The organism is Paenibacillus lautus NBRC 15380, from assembly GCF_004000945.1.
GTDB lineage: Bacteria > Bacillota > Bacilli > Paenibacillales > Paenibacillaceae > Paenibacillus_AQ > Paenibacillus_AQ lautus.
On the sequence record NZ_BIMF01000001.1, the window covers coordinates 430,952 to 452,694 of the forward strand.

Annotated in this window: 17 protein-coding genes; all 17 read right to left on the reverse strand. The window is 51.3% G+C overall.

Annotated features, from left to right (window positions below; translation table 11 throughout):
• Positions 1-24: 24 nt before the first annotated feature.
• The 17 genes from PLA01S_RS31830 to PLA01S_RS01945 all read right to left on the reverse strand — a co-directional run bounded on the left by PLA01S_RS31830 (position 25) and on the right by PLA01S_RS01945 (position 21,723).
• Complete coding sequence (locus tag PLA01S_RS31830; protein ID WP_164817255.1) at positions 25-195, reverse strand: hypothetical protein; 171 nt, start codon at positions 193-195, stop codon at positions 25-27.
• Between the two features lie 165 nt (positions 196-360).
• Complete coding sequence (locus tag PLA01S_RS32780) at positions 361-645, reverse strand: SOS response-associated peptidase family protein (protein WP_272868128.1); 285 nt, start codon at positions 643-645, stop codon at positions 361-363.
• Entirely contained in the window at positions 642-932 is a 291-nt protein-coding gene (locus PLA01S_RS32785) for an SOS response-associated peptidase family protein (RefSeq protein WP_307719746.1), read from the reverse strand. The genes PLA01S_RS32780 and PLA01S_RS32785 overlap by 4 nt, the downstream gene beginning before the upstream one ends.
• 8 nt (positions 933-940) lie before the next feature.
• Entirely contained in the window at positions 941-2,782 is a 1,842-nt protein-coding gene (locus tag PLA01S_RS01880) for a cache domain-containing sensor histidine kinase (RefSeq protein WP_127589797.1), read from the reverse strand.
• On the reverse strand, positions 2,779-3,804 hold the full coding sequence (locus PLA01S_RS01885) for a response regulator transcription factor (RefSeq protein ID WP_100540505.1): 1,026 nt from the start codon (positions 3,802-3,804) through the stop codon (positions 2,779-2,781). Before PLA01S_RS01885 ends, PLA01S_RS01880 begins: the two co-directional genes overlap by 4 nt.
• A gap of 212 nt (positions 3,805-4,016) precedes the next feature.
• Positions 4,017-5,597, reverse strand: a complete 1,581-nt coding sequence (locus tag PLA01S_RS01890; RefSeq protein WP_127589798.1) for an extracellular solute-binding protein — start codon at positions 5,595-5,597, stop codon at positions 4,017-4,019.
• A gap of 140 nt (positions 5,598-5,737) precedes the next feature.
• Positions 5,738-6,610: a carbohydrate ABC transporter permease gene (locus PLA01S_RS01895; protein ID WP_127589799.1), complete on the reverse strand. Its 873-nt coding sequence runs from the start codon at positions 6,608-6,610 to the stop codon at positions 5,738-5,740.
• A 17-nt stretch (positions 6,611-6,627) separates the two neighbouring features.
• Entirely contained in the window at positions 6,628-7,578 is a 951-nt protein-coding gene (locus tag PLA01S_RS01900; protein WP_100540843.1) for an ABC transporter permease, read from the reverse strand.
• Between the two features lie 352 nt (positions 7,579-7,930).
• The gene (locus PLA01S_RS01905; protein WP_127589800.1) at positions 7,931-8,965 is read right to left on the reverse strand and encodes a glycoside hydrolase family protein; all 1,035 of its coding nucleotides are present in this window, start codon (positions 8,963-8,965) and stop codon (positions 7,931-7,933) included.
• A 7-nt stretch (positions 8,966-8,972) separates the two neighbouring features.
• Positions 8,973-10,784, reverse strand: coding sequence for an alpha-L-fucosidase (locus PLA01S_RS01910; RefSeq protein WP_127589801.1), 1,812 nt, complete (start codon positions 10,782-10,784; stop codon positions 8,973-8,975).
• Positions 10,785-10,998: 214 nt separating this feature from the next.
• On the reverse strand, positions 10,999-11,934 hold the full coding sequence (locus tag PLA01S_RS01915) for a dihydrodipicolinate synthase family protein (RefSeq protein ID WP_127589802.1): 936 nt from the start codon (positions 11,932-11,934) through the stop codon (positions 10,999-11,001).
• A gap of 18 nt (positions 11,935-11,952) precedes the next feature.
• The gene (locus PLA01S_RS01920) at positions 11,953-12,990 is read right to left on the reverse strand and encodes a sialidase family protein (RefSeq protein ID WP_127590088.1); all 1,038 of its coding nucleotides are present in this window, start codon (positions 12,988-12,990) and stop codon (positions 11,953-11,955) included.
• Positions 12,980-15,733 (reverse strand): sialidase family protein, encoded by a 2,754-nt coding sequence (locus PLA01S_RS01925; protein WP_127589803.1) that lies wholly within the window; start codon positions 15,731-15,733, stop codon positions 12,980-12,982. Before PLA01S_RS01925 ends, PLA01S_RS01920 begins: the two co-directional genes overlap by 11 nt.
• 14 nt (positions 15,734-15,747) lie before the next feature.
• Positions 15,748-16,632 carry a carbohydrate ABC transporter permease gene (locus tag PLA01S_RS01930; RefSeq protein ID WP_127589804.1) on the reverse strand — a complete coding sequence of 295 codons (885 nt, stop codon included), beginning with the start codon at positions 16,630-16,632 and terminating at the stop codon, positions 15,748-15,750.
• A 10-nt stretch (positions 16,633-16,642) separates the two neighbouring features.
• Positions 16,643-17,599: an ABC transporter permease gene (locus PLA01S_RS01935; RefSeq protein WP_127590089.1), complete on the reverse strand. Its 957-nt coding sequence runs from the start codon at positions 17,597-17,599 to the stop codon at positions 16,643-16,645.
• A gap of 21 nt (positions 17,600-17,620) precedes the next feature.
• Complete coding sequence (locus PLA01S_RS01940) at positions 17,621-19,171, reverse strand: extracellular solute-binding protein (RefSeq protein ID WP_127589805.1); 1,551 nt, start codon at positions 19,169-19,171, stop codon at positions 17,621-17,623.
• A 203-nt stretch (positions 19,172-19,374) separates the two neighbouring features.
• Positions 19,375-21,723, reverse strand: coding sequence for a helix-turn-helix domain-containing protein (locus tag PLA01S_RS01945; protein ID WP_246059298.1), 2,349 nt, complete (start codon positions 21,721-21,723; stop codon positions 19,375-19,377).
• Positions 21,724-21,743 lie beyond the last annotated feature (20 nt).

Below are 21,743 nucleotides of genomic sequence, written 5' to 3' on the forward strand. Positions count from 1 at the left end.
CCTCGTTGATCCAATAATCCAAACTCACCTTGTTCCCGTTATTTTCGCATCAATCGTTTCATTCGGTTTTTTGTCTTGAATACCGAAGTGTTCATTGATTTGCCGATAGGTCCACTTCTCCTCCACATGAAGCCGGATGGCTTCTAACTTCAGTGTTTCTGAATAACGCTTGAATTTTTGTCCTTTAATCGCCATAAAAAATACCCCCCTAGAATTCATCGGAATAACCAGATGGGTTCCAATGTCCATTCTAAGGGGTGCACTTCACGTGGTAGTGAGTCTTTTTTTGAGTTTAAAGGAATCTCATCTATTAATTCGGAACCCTTATTCTTAACGTTTCCTACTGCAGCAAAAAACTGGTTAGGAACGCATTTGAGCTGCAGGGAAAGGAGATAACAGCTCGTGAGGCTTTTCTTTATCTGTAACATCCGGATCAAGCCAAATATCTGTAGCCTTATTATCCAATATAACCGGCATCCTATCATGAACATTTGCCACCAGATCATTTGGTTTTGTGATTATGATGGTGCAACTGGGCAGTATCTCTCCGTCCTCCTCCTTCCACTCATCATACAAACCAGCAAAGCCATACACGCCCTTTGATAATCGATAGGGCTGCTTTTTATCCTTACCTTCACGTTTCAATGTACGGTTCCGGTGATCAGATGCCTAAAGGCCGGCTTTGATTGAATAGTCTCAACACGGGCATTAATCATCTTATAACCTATCTTGATATCTTTGGCCCAAAAGGGGACTAGTCCCCATCTATAACCTTCTAATACATATTCCCCACTGTTCCCATTGACAACAGCAATCGTCTGAGAAGGTGCTATGTTGTAAAACGTTTTGTATTCATATTCGATCCTACTCACATCAAACGTATCTACAACATCGGATACTTCACTTGTCAGAGTAAATCTGGCACACAGCAGGCCTTACACTATGCCCGCGGCGGACATGGCATGACCATGCGGATGGTAGTTCCCGTTCCCTCGCCTGCCGAGGTTACGCGGAGTCCGTAAGTCTCGCCGAATACCAGCTGAATCCGCCGATGCACATTCAGCAGCCCGATGCCTCCGGTACCGCTAAGGTTCAGGGAGGATTCAAGCACATGATTCACGTGGTTGTACTCGTAGGACAACCGTGCCGCAACCTCGCTCAGCTGTTCATCCGTCATGCCGATGCCGTTATCCGTCACGCTGACCCAGAAGGCATCGTCGCTGCAACCTGCGGAAATGATGATGTACTGCGAGGCCTCGATGCCGTCCGGAAAGGCATGCTGGAATGCATTCTCGATTAAGGGCTGGAGCGTCAACCGCACCATTTTGTATAGAAGCAGCTCATGGGGAACCTCAACCCGAAGATCAAACTCCAGATCGTGCCGATGCTTCATGATCGTCATGTAGTTCAAAACGTGCTTGAGCTCGTTGGCGACGGTGATCTCCTCCAGCGACGTCAGCAAGGAGTACCGCATCATAAAGCCTAGAGAGGACACCATTTCGGTAATCTCTGATGAGCCTTCAACCTCGGCATAACACACGATGGTCTCCAGCGTGTTGTACATGAAATGCGGATTGATCTGGAGCTGAAGCGCTTGGAACTCGGCCTTCTGCCGTTCGATAATCGTCTTCTGCTGCTGCAGCTCGGTCTCGTATACCCGCTCGATTAGCTCCGACAATCGGGTCACCATCAGATTGTACCGCTGCATCATTTCCGTCAGCTCGTCCTCGCGTTTAGGAAGCTCCAAGGGAATCCACCGTCCCTGCTCCGTCTGGCGCATCCCGCGGATAATCGTCTGGATGGGCTGGGTAATGGAACGAGTGAAACGGTAAGCAAGCAGACAAGCAGCAATGAGACTGATCAAGCCGATCGTCCAGACCGTAGAACGAATGCTGGCTATCGGTTTGCGCCACTCCTCCAGCGGCAACGAAGCAACCAGACGCCAGCCGGAATAGGGAGACATCCGCGTCATGAACACTCTCTGCTCTCCATCGGCCGTCGTATATTTGAAGGATTCCTCGTCTGCGCCCATAATGGCGGCCGTCAGCTTCGGATCCTCGGCCGGAGACGAGGCGTTATGCTCCAGTCCCTCAGGCTGGTAGACGACATGGCCGCTGGCATCCGCGATATAGAAGTATCCGCGTTCGCCCAGATCAATTCCCTTCCAGAGAGAGGATAGCTCCTGGGAACGCACTTCCATGGCTAGCACGCCTTTTTCCGCTGTGGAGGATAAGCCCTTGATCAGTCTCGTCATGCGTACCACACTGCCGCTGCGTCCAGGTATAATACTCTCCGTATGAATCATGAGACCGCTTTCATCTTTTGTGGTATTGCGAAGATCCGTCATCTGCTTCGCCTTCTCCTCTGCACTGAATACTGGTGCCGTAAAATCAGAACCGAAGCTGTACGTGGCATTTCCGTTGTAAGACAGGAGATACATAGTCAGCAGCTCGGGCCCCCGGTCCATGAGGGGACGGAATACCGTATCCTTGATCGTGGAGCTGATGTGATAATACTCGTAATGGTCCGCCGGGTTAGGCAAATCTACGAATTTTTTCAATTCCCGGTTGGTCAATAAGGAGATCATCGTACGGTCGTAGGATTTAATGTACAGATCGGTATGGTTTAAGGCATTCTGCACGATTTGCGACATGTGCCGGTCCAGTTGGCGATCCAGCTCAGCTGATGAGCGCGTGTAGGTAACGATGCCGATCAACAAGGAAGTCAGCACAATGATGGATACAAAGTACAGAAACAATTTGCGGTACAGTTTATTTTTCATCCGTTAAAGCCCAGCATCGTCCGATATTCCGTCGGCGTATGTCCCGTTACCTTCTTGAACATTTTCGTAAAATGGGGATAGTCCTCGTAACCGACGTTCGCCGCCACGTCGATGATCCGCATATGCGGCAGGGCCAGCAGCTCCTTCGCCCGCTCCATTCGCCGGTGAATCCGGTACCGGACAAACGTATCGCCCGTCATCTTCTTGAACATTGCGCTAAAATACGTCGGCGTATAACCGGCCATCTCCGCCACTTCCTCCAGGGTGATCTCCTCGGACAGATGCGTGTCGATATACGATTTCACTTCATCGAGCGGGTTCTTGAAGTTCCCCCACCGCTGCGTCACCAGATCCGCGGTCATCTGCTTGACCCTCAGCTCAAATTCATTCAACAGCTGCTCCTGCACCGTGTGGTGACCGATCGGTTCAATCACCGAAACCTCCATATACCCCTTCGAGACGAGACGACGGAAAATCATGCCCACCGCGTCATCCAGCAGCTGCTGGAGCTGCGGGACGCTGAGTCCCGCCGCTTGCAGATGCGCCCTCCAATCGACCAACAGCCGATCGAGCTGTTCGGTCTGCAGCATCCAGATCTCCTGCCCGATATTTTCAATCCAATCGACATAGGAAGCCAGCGAGACAATGCCTTTATTGCGGTGTTTCACAATCGCGTCAAAGGTTTGGTGCAGCACCACGCCGGTAACCGGCTTTAGCAGATAGTGTTTAACCCCATATGCCAGACATTGCTGCGCATATTGGAATTCGCCATAACCCGAAATGACGATAATTTGAATATGCCCGTACAACTCATGAAGCTCCTGACACAGCTCCAATCCGCCCATTCGGGGCATCCGGATATCGGTCAGCAGTACATCCGGCTCGAATTCCTTGATCAGTGAGAGCGCATGCTCACCATTCACGGCCGTGTCAATGGCATCAAACTGCAGACGGTAGGTCTCCGCCATCTTGACCAGCCCTCTTCGGATTACGGGTTCGTCGTCAGCAATAAGCAACCGCATATCATTTTAGCCTCCTGTATGTAGAAGAATAAGGTATGAGGCAAACATCGAATGGAACAAGAAGGTATCCGCAGCGGATACCTGTGATGGTAAGACCGGCGGATACCTTGATTTATCATCCTTCGCTCATTTGGGTTAAACGCTTACATATCGGATCTATTGTACACGATATATGGAACAAACAGGAGATGCCCTACTTCCTATCTTGGATGTTATCTCGTACGGTCTACGACATTCTCCTTGTTCTTCCAGCGCTCTGTCGCTTCCTTGATGATCTCATCCCCGCCCTTGGCACGGTATTCCTCCAGCACCTTCGGCCAATCGGAGATCGGCTGCTTGCCATAGATCATCTTCACCATGCTGTCCAGGATGAATTTAGGTCCCGTGTCTCCGGTCGAAGCCAGATCCGGGAACTTGGAGAAGCTGTTCAGATTCGCCATGAACGTAATGCCGCCGCGGCCTTCATTGCTCAGCACATCGCTGAACGCCTTGATCACGTCCTGGCCATCCTCGGTAAGGGCCGTCTGCTTCTTATTATAGGTGAGCTCATGAACGAACCAAAGCTGGTTGGCCCGGAAGCCCGCTTCGTCGACCTCTTGTTTGGTCACAGGCCACTTATAGTTGACATTCCCGTTCTCCATTGTGTAATTCTCGCCTTCAATTCCGAAGGAGAAGAACATATCGGCTTCCTCCGTCAGCATCCAATCCAGAAATTTAATGATTTCGATGGCTTTCTCTTTTCCCACCTTGTTATTGATATAGTACGTGGTCGATACCGAGCTGTATAAGCCGAGTCCGCCCTTGCCGTCCGGTCCGGTCGGGGATGGGTAAATATCCACCTTCATCGAAGGATCCACTTCCTTCAGCTTGGTGCGGAACCCGATCAGCCCCTCGCCGTTGGAGGCCCACATCCCGGATTTGCCGGCATTGATATTGCGTCCGTAATCCTCTTGAGAGAGCGAAGCGAAATCCTTCGGGATCAGACCCTCATCATACATCGTCTTATACGTCTGGAGCGCCTTGGTCATGTTCTCGACATCGAAAAATTTCGGTACGACCTCCCCATTCAGCTCCATGAACTGGAACGGCAGCACGTCGTATGCCCCAAGGAAAGTATCCGCATATTTAAAGCCCTCACGGTACTGGTATGGGTGCTCTACACCCAGCTTCTTAAAGGCACGCAGCATATCCAGGTACTCTTCGACGGTTTTAGGCGCTTCCTTGATGCCGGCCTTCTCCATGAGATCCGTGCGAATGAATGTGGCGCGGCGCGACGGATTTTCCAGCCAGGCCGGGATGCCGTAGATTTTGCCGTTATAGGATACTTCTTCCCACGCGGCCGGAGTGACCATCTTCATCAAATTCGGAGCATGCTCCTTGAGGAGATCATCCAGCGGCATGAACACCCCGGCTTCCACCGAGCCTGACATGGACCCTGTTGTTGGACCTCCCCGCATATTTCCCACAACGTCCGGGATTTCGTTGCCTGCAAACATCAGACTCATCTTCTGATCAAATTCCTTGTGGGACATCAAGCGGATATCGAGATCCGTGTTTGTCATCTCCTCCAGCTTCAGCACCCATTTGTCCTTATTGATATCGGGTGACGATTCGATGTAGGTGTTGCCGCCCGTGGAGAAAGAAATCGAGAAGGACAGCTTGCTTGAGTCTGTACCTTGCTTCGTTCCTTCCGGCTTGGGACTGACCGTTCCTTCTTCCGGTTTCCCCCCGCATCCCGCGAGCAGTGACATCATCATGACGCTGATCAGTAAGACCGTCCAACTTTTTTTCATCAACCTCTCCCCTTTTTCACAAAAAATAGACAAGTGGCTCATTCACTAGGTAAGCGCTTTCGTTAAATCCATTTCATCGTAGCTCATAACCCTCATATGCAGTATTGGCGTTCTTATTATGGGATTGTGTTCTTTTACGATCAAGATTTGATCGAACCGATGAGCATGCCCTTAATAAAATATTTCTGCAGGAACGGGTAGACCAGGATGATCGGCAGCGTAGCGATCACAATCGTGGCCATCTTGATGCCCTCCGGGGACATGTTCGCCAGATTCTCAAACGTGGTGTCCATCTCTCCCATCTGATCGGTAATGACGATCTCTCTCAGACGAACCTGGAGCGGAAACAGTTGACGGCTATTGATATAGTATAGAGCGGACGAGTATGAATTCCAATGCGCAACGGCGTAAAACAAGCCCATCGTCGCCATGACCGGCTTGGACAATGGCAGCACGATGCTCGATATGATCCGCAGCTCCCCGCACCCGTCGATCCGGGCCGAATCAATAATTTCGTTCGGAAGATTCATGAAGAACGAGCGCATGATGAACAGGTTGTATGCGCTGATCGCGCCCGGAATGATCAGGGCCCATACCGTATCCAGCATGTTCAGCGATTTAATAAGCAGATAGTTCGGAATGAGCGGCGCGCTGAAAATAAAGGTGACCAGCACGAGCATGAGGATGACTTTCCGTCCACGATATTCATTGCGCGACAGCGGGTAGGCCAGCGAGGCCGTTGCGAGCAGGTTGATCCCGGTTCCCACGACGGTCACGAATACGCTGATCATAAACGAACGCCACACCGAAGTATCGTTCAAAACGATCGCATAGTTGGAGAGCGTGAACTCCACCGGCCACAGGCCAACGTCTCCCCGCGAAATGGCCACATCGCTGCTGAGCGATTGCGCCGCAACGTGCAGGATCGGGAATATCATGGCGGCCGACACGACGGCCAGGAAGATATAGTTGAAAATTTCGAATACAAATTCGCCTTTTGATCGTTTTATCATGTTTTTCGGTCACCTGCCTAATATAAGGAATTTCCGGTCGTTTTGCGGCTTATGGCGTTTCCGCCCACAATGAGCAGCAGTCCGATGAGAGATTTGAACAGCCCGATGGCCGTGGTGTAGCTGTACTGCTGTCCGAGCAGACCGACGCGGTAAATGTACGTATCCAGAATGTCGCCCTTATTCTCGTTCAAGGCATTCAGGAACACAAATACTCGCTCGAACCCGAAATCGAGGAAATTGCCGATGTTCAGCAGGAACAGAATCATGATCGTGGGTAGAATCGACGGTATCGTAATCGCCAGGGTTTGGCGCCACCGGTTCGCGCCGTCTACGCGTGCAGCTTCATACAGATCCGGGTTGATCCCGGCCAGCGCTGCCAGGTAAATAATCGTTCCCCAGCCCGCTTCCTTCCAAATGCCGGAGCCGATCAGAATGCTGCGAATATAGCCTTCCTCGCCAAGGAAGTAAATCGGTTCGAGTCCCACCCACATCAGGATCTGATTGATGATGCCCGTGGTCGGAGACAGAATGCCTACCGCAATCCCCCCGATAATGACCCAGGACAGAAAGTGAGGCATGTAGATGACCGTTTGCAGCACCCGCTTGTACAGGACAAGACGAATCTCGTTCAACAGGAGGGCCAGAATAATCGGGATTGGAAAAGCGAATACAATGCTGTACATCCCGATCAGCAGGGTGTTCCAGAAGATCCGCAGAAACTCCTCGTACTGAAACATGCGGTAGAACTGATCCAGCCCCACCCATGGGCTTTCCCATATGCCTTTGAATAAGTTGTACTCCTGAAAAGCCATGGCGCTGCCGAATAAAGGGACATATTTAAATACCAGAAAATAGAGGATACCCGGAATCGAGATGAGGTATATCGCCTTGTACTTGCGAAAGCTGGATAACCATTCCCGGCTCCGCGCTGACGGTGTTAGCCGCGTGCTTGGGTTGATGTTCGCCATAAGGACCTCCCGTTGTAAGTTTTCCTTCGTATTCATCGTATAAGCGGAGGGCCTTGCCAACAATGGCGGCATTTGTTTGTCGATGTGTTTTTTTACGATTGTGTATAAAATGGGGGATATGAGGCGGAATAGAGAAAAAAACCCTTCTGCTATCATGGTCTATCCGACCATGGTAAGCAGAAGGGCCTGCAGGGGGAAGAAAACGCAGCCGTACATGGGCATGGGCCGCTGAGAACAATCGGGCATTTCTCACCAAGCACGCTCCCAATACACGGTGCAGTATCGCATGACGGAGGGCGACCATCCGTTTCAGGTGCTGTTGATCATGCTTCGAATCGGATACGGTTCGCTCTTATTCATCGTCGTTCTCCGTAATCTCCCGAATCGGAATCGCCATATTCCAGGTCTCCGTACAATCGTAAAACCCGCGGCTCCCGTCCGAAGTCGCAGCAAACATCCAGGCCGGTCGACCGTCCTCCATGAGCAAAAACGGCCGTTCCAGGTTGCCCATCAGCCGCTCCGCACCATCATCCCACAGCACTCTGCGGGAATACACGGGTTCCCCTGGTTTGGTTGTCATCTTCCATTCTTCCCCGTTCGCTGACCACGCATGGACTCCGCTATAGCGCTCCCCACAGATGGAGCCGTCCATGTCCTTGGCAATCATCTCGTACCCGCGTGCCGTACGCCAAATGAAGGGATCTTCAATATGAATCGCTGGGGGATACAGCGGTTCAGGCTGACGGGTGTAAGGACCGTACACCGATTCGGCGCAGGCCAAACCCAACTGCATGTTGCCATAGGAATGCCCTTCATAGGGACGAGATTTATAGATGAGCTTCACCGAACCGTCCTCATGAACACAGGGGGCCGGATTAGACACCAAAAAGCTGTCAAAATGATTCGGACGCGGCAACAGAACCGGATGGTCCCTCCGTGTCCAAGGGCCGGTTATGGAAGGAGCGGTCGCAACCCCGATCCGTTTGTTCGCCCTGGCAACCACGACGAGCGGATCATTCGGAAGCAGCAGCTCCCCTTCTTCAGGCAGGGGAAACGGAAACGTCGTGCCCATATAATAGAGCACGTACGCGCCCTCAACCTTCACGATATGCGGGTTGTGCACGCTGCCTCCGTCCCAATAGGCCGGAGATCTGGCCCCAAGTACCGTCTCCTCGTATACGTACGGTCCGGCCGGATGGTCGGAGACCGCGCGGACGATCTCCGAGGCCGCAAGCCATCCGGGATGCATGGGCAAGGACTTCGGCCAACGCGAAGCAAACATGTGATATCGGCCGTCCTCACCTTTGATGCCGCTGCCACACCATATCCAATACCCCGGCATTCGGAAGCCTCCTGCAACCGGTGCAGGGTCAAATACGATTTTCATTGATTCCTCACTCCCTCTCCATTGGCAATAGCGTAACCTTGCGCAAATTCATTAATGAATCAGAAACCAACGATAGTCCCCGTACTTCAAGACGATGTATACCTGCCGAGAGAATCGTCAGTTGACCCATCTCAAATTCTCCCCAGCATTCGTCCCCACCCGTATCTTTAACGGTACAAGTCAGCTTCTGTTCATCCAGGGACAACTCAAAATTTCCCCCCGCCTGATCCGCTGCAGCGGACAAGGTGACGATCACTCGACAGTAAATCGGCGTCTTTTCCTGGGAACGAAATGTCCATTGAACAGCCGCATTTGGAGCAGTCCAGCCGGTAACGCCATCATGACCGCGTTTTCCGTTATCGTATCGCAGGCCATCGCCCTCGATAACACCATCATATGCCCAGAACGTATTCGGCATTTGAGATATAAACCTGGGAGTGAGATTCGTCTCCAGCGCTCCATCCAGCTTCAGCTTGATCACCGTCGCATATGCGTCCTGAGGTACCGAACGCACATCAATCTGCCAGTCCCATGGCCCAAGCCGATGGATCGGCAGATTGTCCTCCTTCGCTCTCGTTTCGATAGGCCTGGCATATTGAACTCCGCTAGCGAGACCGGGCAGGATCAGGAAACCGTCCTGCGGCCATTCTCTCACCAGCAAGTACAAGAGTTTCTCCTCCGGCTTCCATGTGCAATAACCCCACTGCGGCGTACCGATCGGACTGCCGCTCGTGCCGTATATCGCCTCGCCGTTCCGTTCCAAGAAGCTGCCCACCGTCTCCAGCAGACTTCTCGATGTATCGTCAATCGCTCCGTCTCCGAGCGGACCGACATTCAGTACCAGATTACCGTTCGCCGCTGCCACGCGCAGCAGCTGTTCGATCAATTCGTCCGGACTTTTCCAATGGTCATCGTCATATCGGAACCCCCAGGAATCATTCAGCGTATGAATCGACTCCCAGTCCGACTGCACCGGATGGAACCGGAGCTGGTTATCATGCGGATTGCCGTAATCGGCAAACCGGTCATCCCGCAGCCGCTTGTTAATCAAGCAATCCGGCTGCAGCCGGCGTACCCGATCATGGAACCACACGGCATGCTCGTCGCTGATCTTATGACCGCAATCAAACCACATCAAACCAATCGGACCGTAGTCGGTCAGCAGCTCCTCTACTTGAGGAAGAGCTTTCTCGTGAAGATAACGCTCGAAGCGTTCCCGCTTATCGTCATCTTCGATCCATTCCTCCAGTTGATCCCATGCGCCGATGTTATCCGGGTAATCCAGCGTGTTCCCCTGCGAATCCGGGTGATGCCAGTCCATGGCATGGGAATAGTAGATTCCAAGGCGAATCCCCTCCGCTTCGCAGGCCACTGCCAGCTCCTTGATCGGATCTCTCGGAAAACGGGCGTGACGAGTAATCGAGTAATTGCTGACCTTAGAATCGTACATCGCAAACCCGTCATGATGCTTCGCCGTCACGATGAGGTATTTGGCCCCCGACCGCTTGGCCAGCGCTGCCCATTCATAAGCATCGAACTCCTCCGGGTTCATCCCGGCTGAGGCCTCCGCATACTCGGTCACCGGAATCTTTCCCCTTAACTGGATATGCTCCGCATAATTCGCATCCACCCGTTCGCCGTTCCACATCCCGCCCAGCATCGAATAAGGCCCCCAATGCACAAATAGCCCAAAGCGCGCTTCCCTCCACCAGGCTACCCGACGGTTACGATCATGATCGGTTTCTCGCTTATCGTTTATGAGAACCTCCGACCTTTCCTGCTCCAGTCCTGCCCCGTCCATATATTCATCCCGCTTCATGTTTATCCCTCCTCACCTGCCCGTCATCGGTCCGACAGTCTAGTAACCTCCATTATAGAAGTAACGCTGGTGCAGCCTCTTTGTTTTTTTGGGTTGGGGTTGTGTTTTGTTGAGGTGTGATCTATTTAAATGTAAAATCAACAGACCTCACATGATGGCCTGTTGGTTTTTTGCAGATTGTTTAAGTTCTAACGACCCTACACTCATTGCTTCCTTAAACCTTGATCCGATGATGATGCAGCAGTTCGCTATTGCGATAATAGTCATCAATTTGCCGCCGCTCATCCTCCGTAAATTGTTTCAAAGGCTGGCGTACCTTTGGTGAGGATAGTACTCCCTGGAGGAATAAGACATACTTCTCATACGCGATTACGTCAAACCTTACCATATGCGATATGACCTCATTCGCCTTCGACTGCAAAGACTGGAGAAGCTCCATATCCGGTCTCTCCATAGCGCTAATCTGAGCGTGCATCTGAACAAAAGGTTCAGGCATCATATTGAAGGTGCTTCCGATCGCGCCGTCGGCTCCGGCATAAGCCCCGCTGAGATACACCTCGTCATGCCCGTTATATATCATGAATCGTTCCCCGCATAACGCTCGAATCTGCTGCATCTCAAACAAATTCAGCGAGGTGAATTTCACGCCCAAACATTGAGAATTACGGCTCATGTGGGTGTAAAAGTCCATGGTTAGACTCACGCTGGTAGCTCCCGGATAATGATAGACGAGCATGGGCAGCGGTACGGCGGTCATGATCGTTTCATAATGCTCCCGGATCTCCTGTATCGTTACTTTATAATAGAACGGGACTACGGCCGATACGGCATCCACCCGTAAGGCTTCGGCATGACGGGCAAGCTTAACCGACTCCATGGTACTTATGCAGCCGATATGCGCGATAACGGTCACTTGACCGTTCGTTGTCTTTACGACCGACTCAAGAACTTGCTGTCGTTCTTCTGTCGTCAGAATAAATCCTTCCCCTGTGCTTCCTCCAACGTAGAAGCCTTTGATTCCCAGCGAGATTTGATGTTCAACCAAACGGGACAACGATTCGAAATCAATCGATCCGTCCTCATACATCGGGGTCAATAGTGCCGTAAATATGCCTTTAAATTTGCCGTGTTCTCCAGATATCTGGTTCACAAAACGTCCCCCTCATGTTTACATTGATTTCAATAAAAAATCATCCTCATAAAAGCTGTACCCGCGGATTTGCGCTCTAGGCGCATCATCCGCAATATATTGCACGACATAAATCTCCCCGTCTTCGAACTGTACCCAGCCCGAATAACCAAGGTCTGCAACTGGACTACGGTCGTAATCAATCGGCATGATTCTCGTCCACTGCTCCCGCCGCTCTATCGCCTTTGCTGATTCCTGATCCGTAAGGGCAGCGAAGAAATTCTGTGTCCAGGTGCCAAGCCAGCCCTTACCGCCTTGCATGAAACGGTACGCAATCATAATGTTTCCGCTCTGAAGCATCCCTGCAACGGGACGATGACAACCGGGCAAGGGGACACGGTACGGCCCGTGCCAGGTCTCACCCTGATCATGGGATATCGATTTATAACAATCCAATCCCTGCCCGGAATTCTCGCGGAGGAACGCAGCCAGTGTTCCATCCGGGAGTGGAAGTATGCTTCCTTCGCACAGCTTCAGATCCGGATGAGAAGCTACAGTAATGGGTCCCACCCAGTCCGTGCCTTGATTATCGGAATACCACAGCCGCTGCTCGCTTACTCCCGAGTCCGGGTTTCGCTCATGGGCCGACAGCAGCCATCGTCCGGTTGCCAGCTCACACAGCTTATCCGGTACGATACCAGTGACGGGCGTTTCCATAGGCTCCGACCAATTATTCCCCTCCGCGTCTCCGATCCATATATAATTGCGGCCCCCGTTCTCCTTCTTCGCCGATATCAGATCCGCCACGATAACCAGCCGGTCGTCCCGAAGCCTCGATATGCGTGCACAATTCCAGTACGGAAGTCCGTTCGTCCATGACGTGAACGGTTGTTTGTCACTCCAGGTTCTCCCTTTGTCCGTACTTTCCGTCAACATCAGGCGTGTAGCCGACCGGTCTCCGTGATGAGTGCATTGAGAAAATACGCATACCAGCTTGCCCGCGGCCGTTAGCGTTACATCCGGCCATGCCTCATACCATTCCGTGTCTCTGCTGATTGCAAACCTTTCAATCGCCATCATGTTCATCCTCCTCATTGACAAGTCTCGCTACTTCGATGATTACCGTCTTGGTCGTTGTATGTCCGGCGTGATCTCTTGCTTCATAAGTGATGCTGTACTCCCGCTTCTGTCCGCCCGGGTTGCTCGCGGCCATCAGCTCAAAAGATGTGTCCCCAGTTCCAACCTCCGCACCACGGACGATTGAACTTGGATCCTGCACACCGTTGCCGGTAATAGATACCAGTACAATCGAAGCGATTCCGGACGATTCATCCTTGGTGTGGATCCCCATCTCCACCGGCACCCATTTGCGATTGGGTGGCCAGATAACGTTACGGTTCGGAGCAATCATGAGATCCGGCACCGTCTTGTCGATGGACAGCGTAAGGGTACGGCCCTCCTCCACATTGCCGGCACCGTCCCGGCTCCGATACTCCATCGTGGTGATCCCTTCTGCAGAAACGGGGACCGCTCCTTCATATGCCTTCCATTCCCCGCCGTCCAGTCGATATTCCGTACCCGTTACCTCGGATTCTTCATCTGCTGCCGTTAGCTCCACCGTCACATCGGAGGTGTACCATCCATTCACTCCACCCGGCTCATCCGGAGTGACTACAGCTTTCGTTATCGGTGCTGTCACATCGGATGGCAGCTGATACAGTTTCCGGACGTCGGACGGATCCAGCGCGTGACGATAAATTCGCAAATCGTCCAGGCTTCCATTCCAATCGCGATTCGCCGCTGTGCCTTTATCGAAACCGACGAATGGCGGAGCGTCTTCGTTCGTCACATTCATGGCGGAACCGTCGAACCTCGCCGACGTCGCCGCCAGCTCACCGTTCACATATACGAGCAGATTGCCGCCTTCCCGGATCCCCGCAATATGTGTCCATTCCCCGGTTTTAACTAGACCGGAAGGGGTGGCAATGCCAATCTCCCTGTTCAGCGGCAGTCCGTTCAAATTCATCCGAACCGCACCGTTCTGTTCGACCGACATCCACCACTGCGGCACACCCCGGCCCGCCGTACCGTACCACATCATCAGGTGCCGCTGCCGAGACAGCGTCTCCGGGTTGACCCAAGCCGCAAAGCTAAAATCGCCAGTCCCAAAATGGAGATCCTGAGCTTGGGTGATCTCGACGTGAGAACGCTGTAAGGCAGCCAGATGAAGAATATGGCCCTGCCCATCGGGACGAACCGCCCCTGGCCTTACCGCCGCACCGTTCTTCAGCAAACCGGTATGTCCTTTGCCTGTCACATCCGTCACGCTGAAATCATCCGTCTGCTCAAAATCCCAATGAAGCAGCAGCTCCGGACGAGGTCTGGACCTATCCAATTCAATCGAATAGGTGCGCGTCTGACTCCCTAACCTAGCCGTAATGAAAAGATCTTCAAGTCCGTCAAGCCGAACCATTCTTGGCACTCCTGAAGCTACCGGCTCGCCCGCTATTTCAATTTTAATTCCGGTATTTGATGTAACCGGCGTTACCGTCACTTCTTCTGTTCCTTCATACAGCGTTAGACGATAATGTCCGATATCGCCCCGAAATACGGGAGACAGTGAGCCCTCCGAGAACATCAGATCGTCCAGGTGCGCTTCCTCCGCATCGAACCAAGCCAAATTGAATTTCGCAAACATGATTTTGTCATATGGTGTGTAACCCCCGCCTTCAAACAGCAGGCCAATCGTTCCGTCCGGCAGTACGGTGAGCGAAGAGTAGGCGGAATGCCCGCTGTATACGGTCTTTGCTTCCGGCCAGGTGGCTCCGTCATCATAACTGAGCCGGACCGTCATATTTTCCCTAACGGTCTCATGGGCCGGATTGGCGAAAAGCAGCAGGTTGCTGCCCAGCTCATTATCTGCCGGCATATAGCGGACAATGCTCGCCTGCACAACTGGATCAATCAGCTCGGGCGTATAAAAAACCGGTGACCAGGTCGCCCCTTGGTCGCTGCTTGTCGATATCGCCCTCCGCTTCAGCTCTTTGTTAGCGGACAAACGGTCGTTCCGCATCAGCGTGCCGTCCGTCAGCTCCACAACGGTCGCCTCGTTTGTGTCCGCTTGGATATAGCCGCTCTGATACCAGGTTAAGCCATGGTCATCACTTTGAATGTTCCGGCCGATCGCCGGAATCACCAGCCTCCCTTGGTTCGGCCCATGCCGGAGCTGAATCCCGATTGCAGGTCCCGTTGCATCCCACCTTATATTGGATGGCTGCACCTCCTCGAAACGGTTCACCGGTTCCGACCAGGTGGCGCCGTCATCGTCACTGTATGAACTCCAGATCGTACGCACGCCTCGGCTCGTTCCGTTGTTGATCTCCTCAATGGTGTCGTCGCCATAATTGTGGTTCATAAATAACCATATGCGGCCATTGCTCTCATCCTGCACGGCCGTCGGGTTTCCGCAGGTATCGGCGCCCATGTCACACACGATTCGGAGCGGCTCCCATGTTGTGCCGCCGTCCAAGCTGCGCTTCAGCACAAGGTCGATATCGCCCGTATCGGAAGCGCTGTTTTTACGTCCTTCGGCAAACGCCAGCAGGATTCCATCCATGGTCGTTAATGCCGTCGGAATACGGAACGTATGATACCCCTCCGTACCAGCCACGAACAAATCGATATTACGAAACTGCGGTTTTCCATCGGCCTGAGCCTGGGTCTCAGCAGCCTCACTCACGCCAACAGGTCCATAGGGAATGTGGGCAGCAATTAGAATAAGCATCATCCAGCCTATAAGTGACTTACGCAACGGAATCATGTTTATGAACCCTCCTATCCTTTAATGGAGCCAACCATAACTCCCTTAACGAAGTATTTTTGCAGGAACGGATATACAAACAATATTGGCAGCGTACTGATCATAATGACCGCTGATTTCAGCGTGGCCGCCGGAGGCGGATTGCTTACGTATTCCAGCTGGGCCTCATTCTGCGTGATTCCGGTCAGCAAAATGTTGCGCATGATGACCTGGACCGGCATCTTGTTGACATCATTAATGTAGATCGATGCCCCAAACCAATCATTCCAATGATGTACCGCATAGAATAAACCGATCGTGGCCATCGCCGGCATGGACAGCGGAATGACAATCTTGAACAGAATCAGCAGAGGGGTAGCCCCGTCAATGACGGCGGATTCCTCCAGCTCCTCCGGGAGTCCCATGAAGAAATTCCGGAGAATAAATAAATTCCACGCGCTGATCAGGCTGGGAAGGATGAGCACCCATAACGTATCTTTAAGCCCCAGCGTATCCATTAACATATAGTTAGGGATCAAACCGCCTTGAAATATCATCGTTAGAAATATGAACAGCACAAGACCGTTTCGTCCGGGCAAGCTCCGCCGTGCCAATCCATAAGCCAGCATGGATGTAAATAACAGATTGAGAATGGTGCCGACCACTACTCTGAAAATCGTAACCTGATAAGCATTTAAAATGATTTTCCCCCGGTTCAGCAGCACATCGTAGGCTGCGAAATCCAGCCTTTCCGGTATAAGCACGAACGCTCCACGACGCATGGATTCCTCAGCGCTGATAAACGACGTTGACAGCACCGCAAGGAACGGAATAATAAACATGAGGGACAAGAAGATCAGAAAAACAATGTTGGCAACATCAAAAACTCGTTCACTTGTTGTAGGCTTTATTCCGCTCACCGTATCCCTCCTACCAGATTCCCGTTTGGTTCATTCGCTTCGCAATATAATTCGCTCCTAAGATGAGCACCATCGCCAGCAGATTTTTAAATACACCAACCGCTGTGGCAAATGAATAGTTAAGCGATGTCAAGCCTTCTCTATACACATACGTATCGATAATGTCGGCCACCCCGTACACGGCAGGCGAATACAGCAGCAGCACCTTCTCGAAACCCGCATTAAGCAAGCCTCCGATCGACAGAATGAGCATAATGACAATCACATGCGAAATGCCTGGCAATGTAATATGCCATGCCTGACGGAATCGGTTGGCACCGTCGATTTTGGCTGCCTCATACAGCCCCGGGTCAATGCCTGCCATAGCTGCCAAATACAAGATCGTCCCCCACCCAACGGTTTGCCACACATGGGATATAACGAGAATAGAACGGAAGTATTGGGGCTCTCCGAGGAACAGAATCGGCTCTCCGCCAAAAAACACGATAATCGCATTAAGCAGCCCGTTATCCGTGGACAGCATCATCATGATGAGACCTGCCACCACGACCGTCGAGATGAAGTGCGGTAAATACGAAACCGTTTGAACGATCCGTTTGAACAGCCCGTTCTTCAATTCATTCATCAAGAGCGCTAGAATGATCGCGGACGGAAACCCGAACAACAGGTTATAAAAGCTGATCAGAAACGTATTGCGGAGCACATTCCAGAAATAATAGGAATCAAAGAAACGGACAAAATGATCGAAACCCACCCATTCCCCCGTTAAAATCCCCCGTACCCCTTCAAACGGCGAGATGTCTTTGAACGCAATGATGACGCCGAACATCGGTACGTAATCAAAGATGAGGAAATAAAGGATTCCGGGCAGAATCAGGTAATAGTAAAATCGATGCTTTTTAACTGCAGCCCATCGGCTTCTTTTCTTCAAGGTCGGCGGGGGAACAGTTGCAGCGTTAAGCTCCATCACACACGCAGCCCTCCCGTCTTATTTTTTCAGCTCGAAAAATTGCTTCGTATATTCATCGATCCACATCTGCAATCCGGCTTTATTCAACTGCTCAATATACTGATCGAATTCACTCAGGGGTCTTACGCCGGTCACGAACTTAACGAGCTCCTCGCTCCGCAAACGGTCCAGATCTTCAAGCATCCGGACATTCTGCTTCAGCCGTTCCTTGTCATATACGACGGTTGCATCCAGAGGCATTTTGGCTGCACTCACATTGGTAATCTCATGATTCAGGTAATCGGCATGCATCTTCTTCACAGGATCACGGAATGCGTATTTGTTCTCCGTGGCTAGGCCCAGAGAAAGCATATATTCACCGGCATACCGGAGATCCGGGCTAAGCAGCTCGATCTCGAACTTTTTGTCATCGAGATACTTCCAGTTCTTCCCGAAGGCTGCATTCAGCGTATTGGTCGGCAAATCCTTGTATTGATGGTTGATGAATTTGATGACAGCCTCCGGATTTTTGGCTTTTTTGGTGACCAGCATGCCCGTTGTGTTTCCGCGCGACGCTGTCATCAGCTTACCTGCAGGACCGGTTAGATCCTTAGCAATCGCATAATCGGCTCCCTCCGGGAGATTCGGCTTGATCTGCGGGAACAGCAGCGTAATCCTTGAATACCACATAGAAGAGGTTCCAACCCGGTTGGTTTTTAGCAGCTCCAGCGGGTCAAATTTTGCAAAAGCTTCCTTATAGATGTAGCCTTTCTGGTACCAATCCGCCATCTTCGCTAAATAATCCTGATAGCCGGGCGCAAGCTCAACCGGTTTGATTTTGTTGTCGGCCGGATCGAGCCAATTACTGTTGCCGCCCTCGACGTAGGCGCCCATCAGCGCATTATTCATACCGCCCAGATCGGTCATCATCGGGATTGTGTCCACCTTGCCATTACCGTCCGGATCGCCCTCTTGGAATGCCTTTAATACCGCTTCGAGCTCATCAATGGTCTTCGGCATTTCCAGATCCAGCTTCTCCAGCCAATCGGTACGAATCCAGACCGGATAATGAACGGACGGCAGCCCCCGGGGAATGCCCCAGATCTTCCCGTCTTTATCGGTCATATAATCCCAAGCTTCCTGAGGCCATGCCTTCAGAATGTCCTGGCCGTGCTGCTCCAGCAAATCGTTTAGCGGAATGATAGCACCCTTCGAGGCATATTGATCCCAATCCCCCTGAAATACGTCCACCTCATCCTTGGATCCTAGTAGTAAATTCAACTTTTCGCCCTCAGAGCCTTTTGGCGGTACGATCGCAATCGGCTCAATACCAAGCTCATCCATATATATCTGCTTCATTTCCTCTAGCGCATCCGGAATACTGCCTTCCGGTTTCTGATTCAAGGCACCGGTATTCTGATAGATATAAATTTTAGCCATCTCCCCGGAACCCTTGTTTGAATCTCTGTTAACCGCCTTGGACCCGGCAGAGGCTCCATCATCCCCACTCCCTCCCGATCCTCCACCAGCACATGCCGCAAGCGTAAGTACCAGAATGGCGGTCAGCGTTGTATGAACCAACTTCTTCATTCCTTTTCCCTCCTTAAATTGGATAGGGTCCGCGATTCCAACATGGCCGGGACCTGCTTCAGGAGACACCTTATCACGATATGTAAGCGCTTAAAATGTAAAACGCTGTACATTTATAACATAATTTCTACTTATCAAATATTTGTTACGTAAGACAAAAATCCCGGTACTCCTTCAATAGGAGTAAGGGTCCGGGATCGATACTATGAGTATATTTTTTTGTATTCGCCGGGGGTGAGCCCGGTTATTTCCTTAAACACCTTAATAAAATAGTGGGCGCTGCCGAATCCGACTTGCCTGCCGATCTCATTGATCTTAAGCCTGCCTTCCGCGAGCAGACGCTTGCTGTTATCCACCCGGACCTGCTTTAGGTAATCAATGAAAGGCTGACCGGTGCTTTGCTTAAAGAGTCTGCTGATATAAGCCGGATTCAAATTCAGCTGTTCGGCAACCCACTGTAACGAGATATCCTTATCATAATCGTTCTCCAACATTTCAATGACTTTGGCAATATGCTGGTTGCCTCTAGCATGAATCTCTTGACGTATGCATTCAACCCCGCGCGTTATAAGCGATTGGAACCAGGCATTGATGTGATCCATCGATCCCAGATCGAGCAGCTCTCGGTATGGATCTGTTCCCTTCTCGAACAAAATCTCTATGCCCGTTCCAACTGAGCTGAATGAATACCGGATGGACGTGAACAATTGAATGAAGATCGGCTGAATCTGGTTGTAATGCAGCTTATGCTTGCAGGCCTCAATCTCAGCCACAAATGCGTCGAACATGAAGAGAGCTTCCTGCAAGCAGGCGGTTCGGATATAACTGTTGAGCTTTTCTTCAAGCTGGCTGGGATAATGAAAGGTCTGCCCGTTGTCGGCACGGATATCGTCCATGGATATCACGTATCCTTTTCCATAGAGAATACGGTATTTTAACGCCTCTGCCGCTTCTTCATAAGCAAGGGGCAGCTCCTTGATTCCACTGCAAAGGCTTCCGACACCAAGTGAGAATTGCACGCCCAGCCGTGCATTCACCTCATCGAGCAGCTGCTGCGCCAGATGGAACAATTGCTGACGTCCTTTTCCGGGAAGGTTAAAAACAACCGCTATTTTGTCCTTCTCCACATTGACGACGAAAAATGCAGTACCCAGCCCCAGTACCATGCTGTCCTGCAGGGCATCAATTACCTTGATCTTGCACAGGTCTTGCGCCAGTATATCCTCGCCGTTAGAAGCCAGTTCTTCATCGATGGACAGTAAGAACACCGACAGCTCATGAAGGCTGATAGGGAGTCCAAGATAACCCTTCTTCGCTTCTATTTCCTCAAGACTCATCGTATGCCGCTGAAGCAGCGACAGCTTGAACCGTTCCAATTGAAAGGGCAGGCTTTCCTCTAGCCTTTCCTTATAATAGTTGCGTTCATCAATGGTCGACTTGACAAAGCTGCCAATGACGCTGAGTTCATCATCCAGTCCGTTAGCTTGATCGCTGACACGCTGGATTTTCCCATCGCTCCTCCCCTTCGCAAGTGCATTCAAACGGGAGATCGGCTTATACAAGCTCATGGAAGAGAAGTAGGAGAGCAGCAGTGAGAGCAGTATTAAAGCGCCGGCAGAATACGTAATCGTCTGTTTGATGTCAATCGTGCCCTGCGTGTACACCCCCATATCGGATATGTTGACGAAGGTCCAACCCAATAGAGCGGAAGAAGAGTAGCTAACCAGCTTCTTGCTGCCATCGAGCTCGATGGAATACGATCCTGACTTGGCACTTTGAAGAGCCTCGGGTAATCCAATTTGCTGAACACCGCCCGTCATTGAAGATTGGCTGCGGAATACGAGATTTCCAGATGAGGACACTACGTACATGTCGTCACTCGCATTTAATTTGCTGATAATATCCTCATAAATCATGGCCGCATCGAGGTTGACGATGATGGCGTTGTTGGCTTTTTTGGATATATAGATCACTGACAGGAGATCCTTATCCCCCTCAGGATATTGCTTCGCGGTCCGAGTGTCCAAGAAGACAGGATTAACCTGCATGGTCTGCACAGCGTCATACCAGTCTTTATCATAAAAATCCTCCCTCCGAAACTGACGATTGGAGCGGTCTTTATCTGAAGTGATCACTAGGTTCTTGCTGCTGTCATAAAAGTATACGGAATCCACGAATTGATCGGAGAGTTTGAATGAGTTCATCGTGAGGAAGGTATTCTTCTTGGCTTCCAGATAAGCATAGAGCGCCGGCAGGTCTTCCTCCGGAATCTCCCCTTGAAGCCCTTCGTAGTAAGCCCCGTTCGGGAAATTCTCGAAGCTAATGAAAGAGCGGTTGAGTGCAAGCAAATTCGAATTTTCCTTAATCCGGTTCAGCAAAATCTCAAGGGTGTTGATCGTCTGGTTCAAATATTGCAGCTTGTTGTTACCCGTCTCTTCTTCTACAATGCCGGATACCCTGTAATATGCAAAAATATTGGAGACCAAACTCGGAAGCACGGTAATGAGCACCGTCGTGACAATTAACTTCAGAAAAAACTTACGCTTTTTCATTCTTCCCACGGAATCGATCC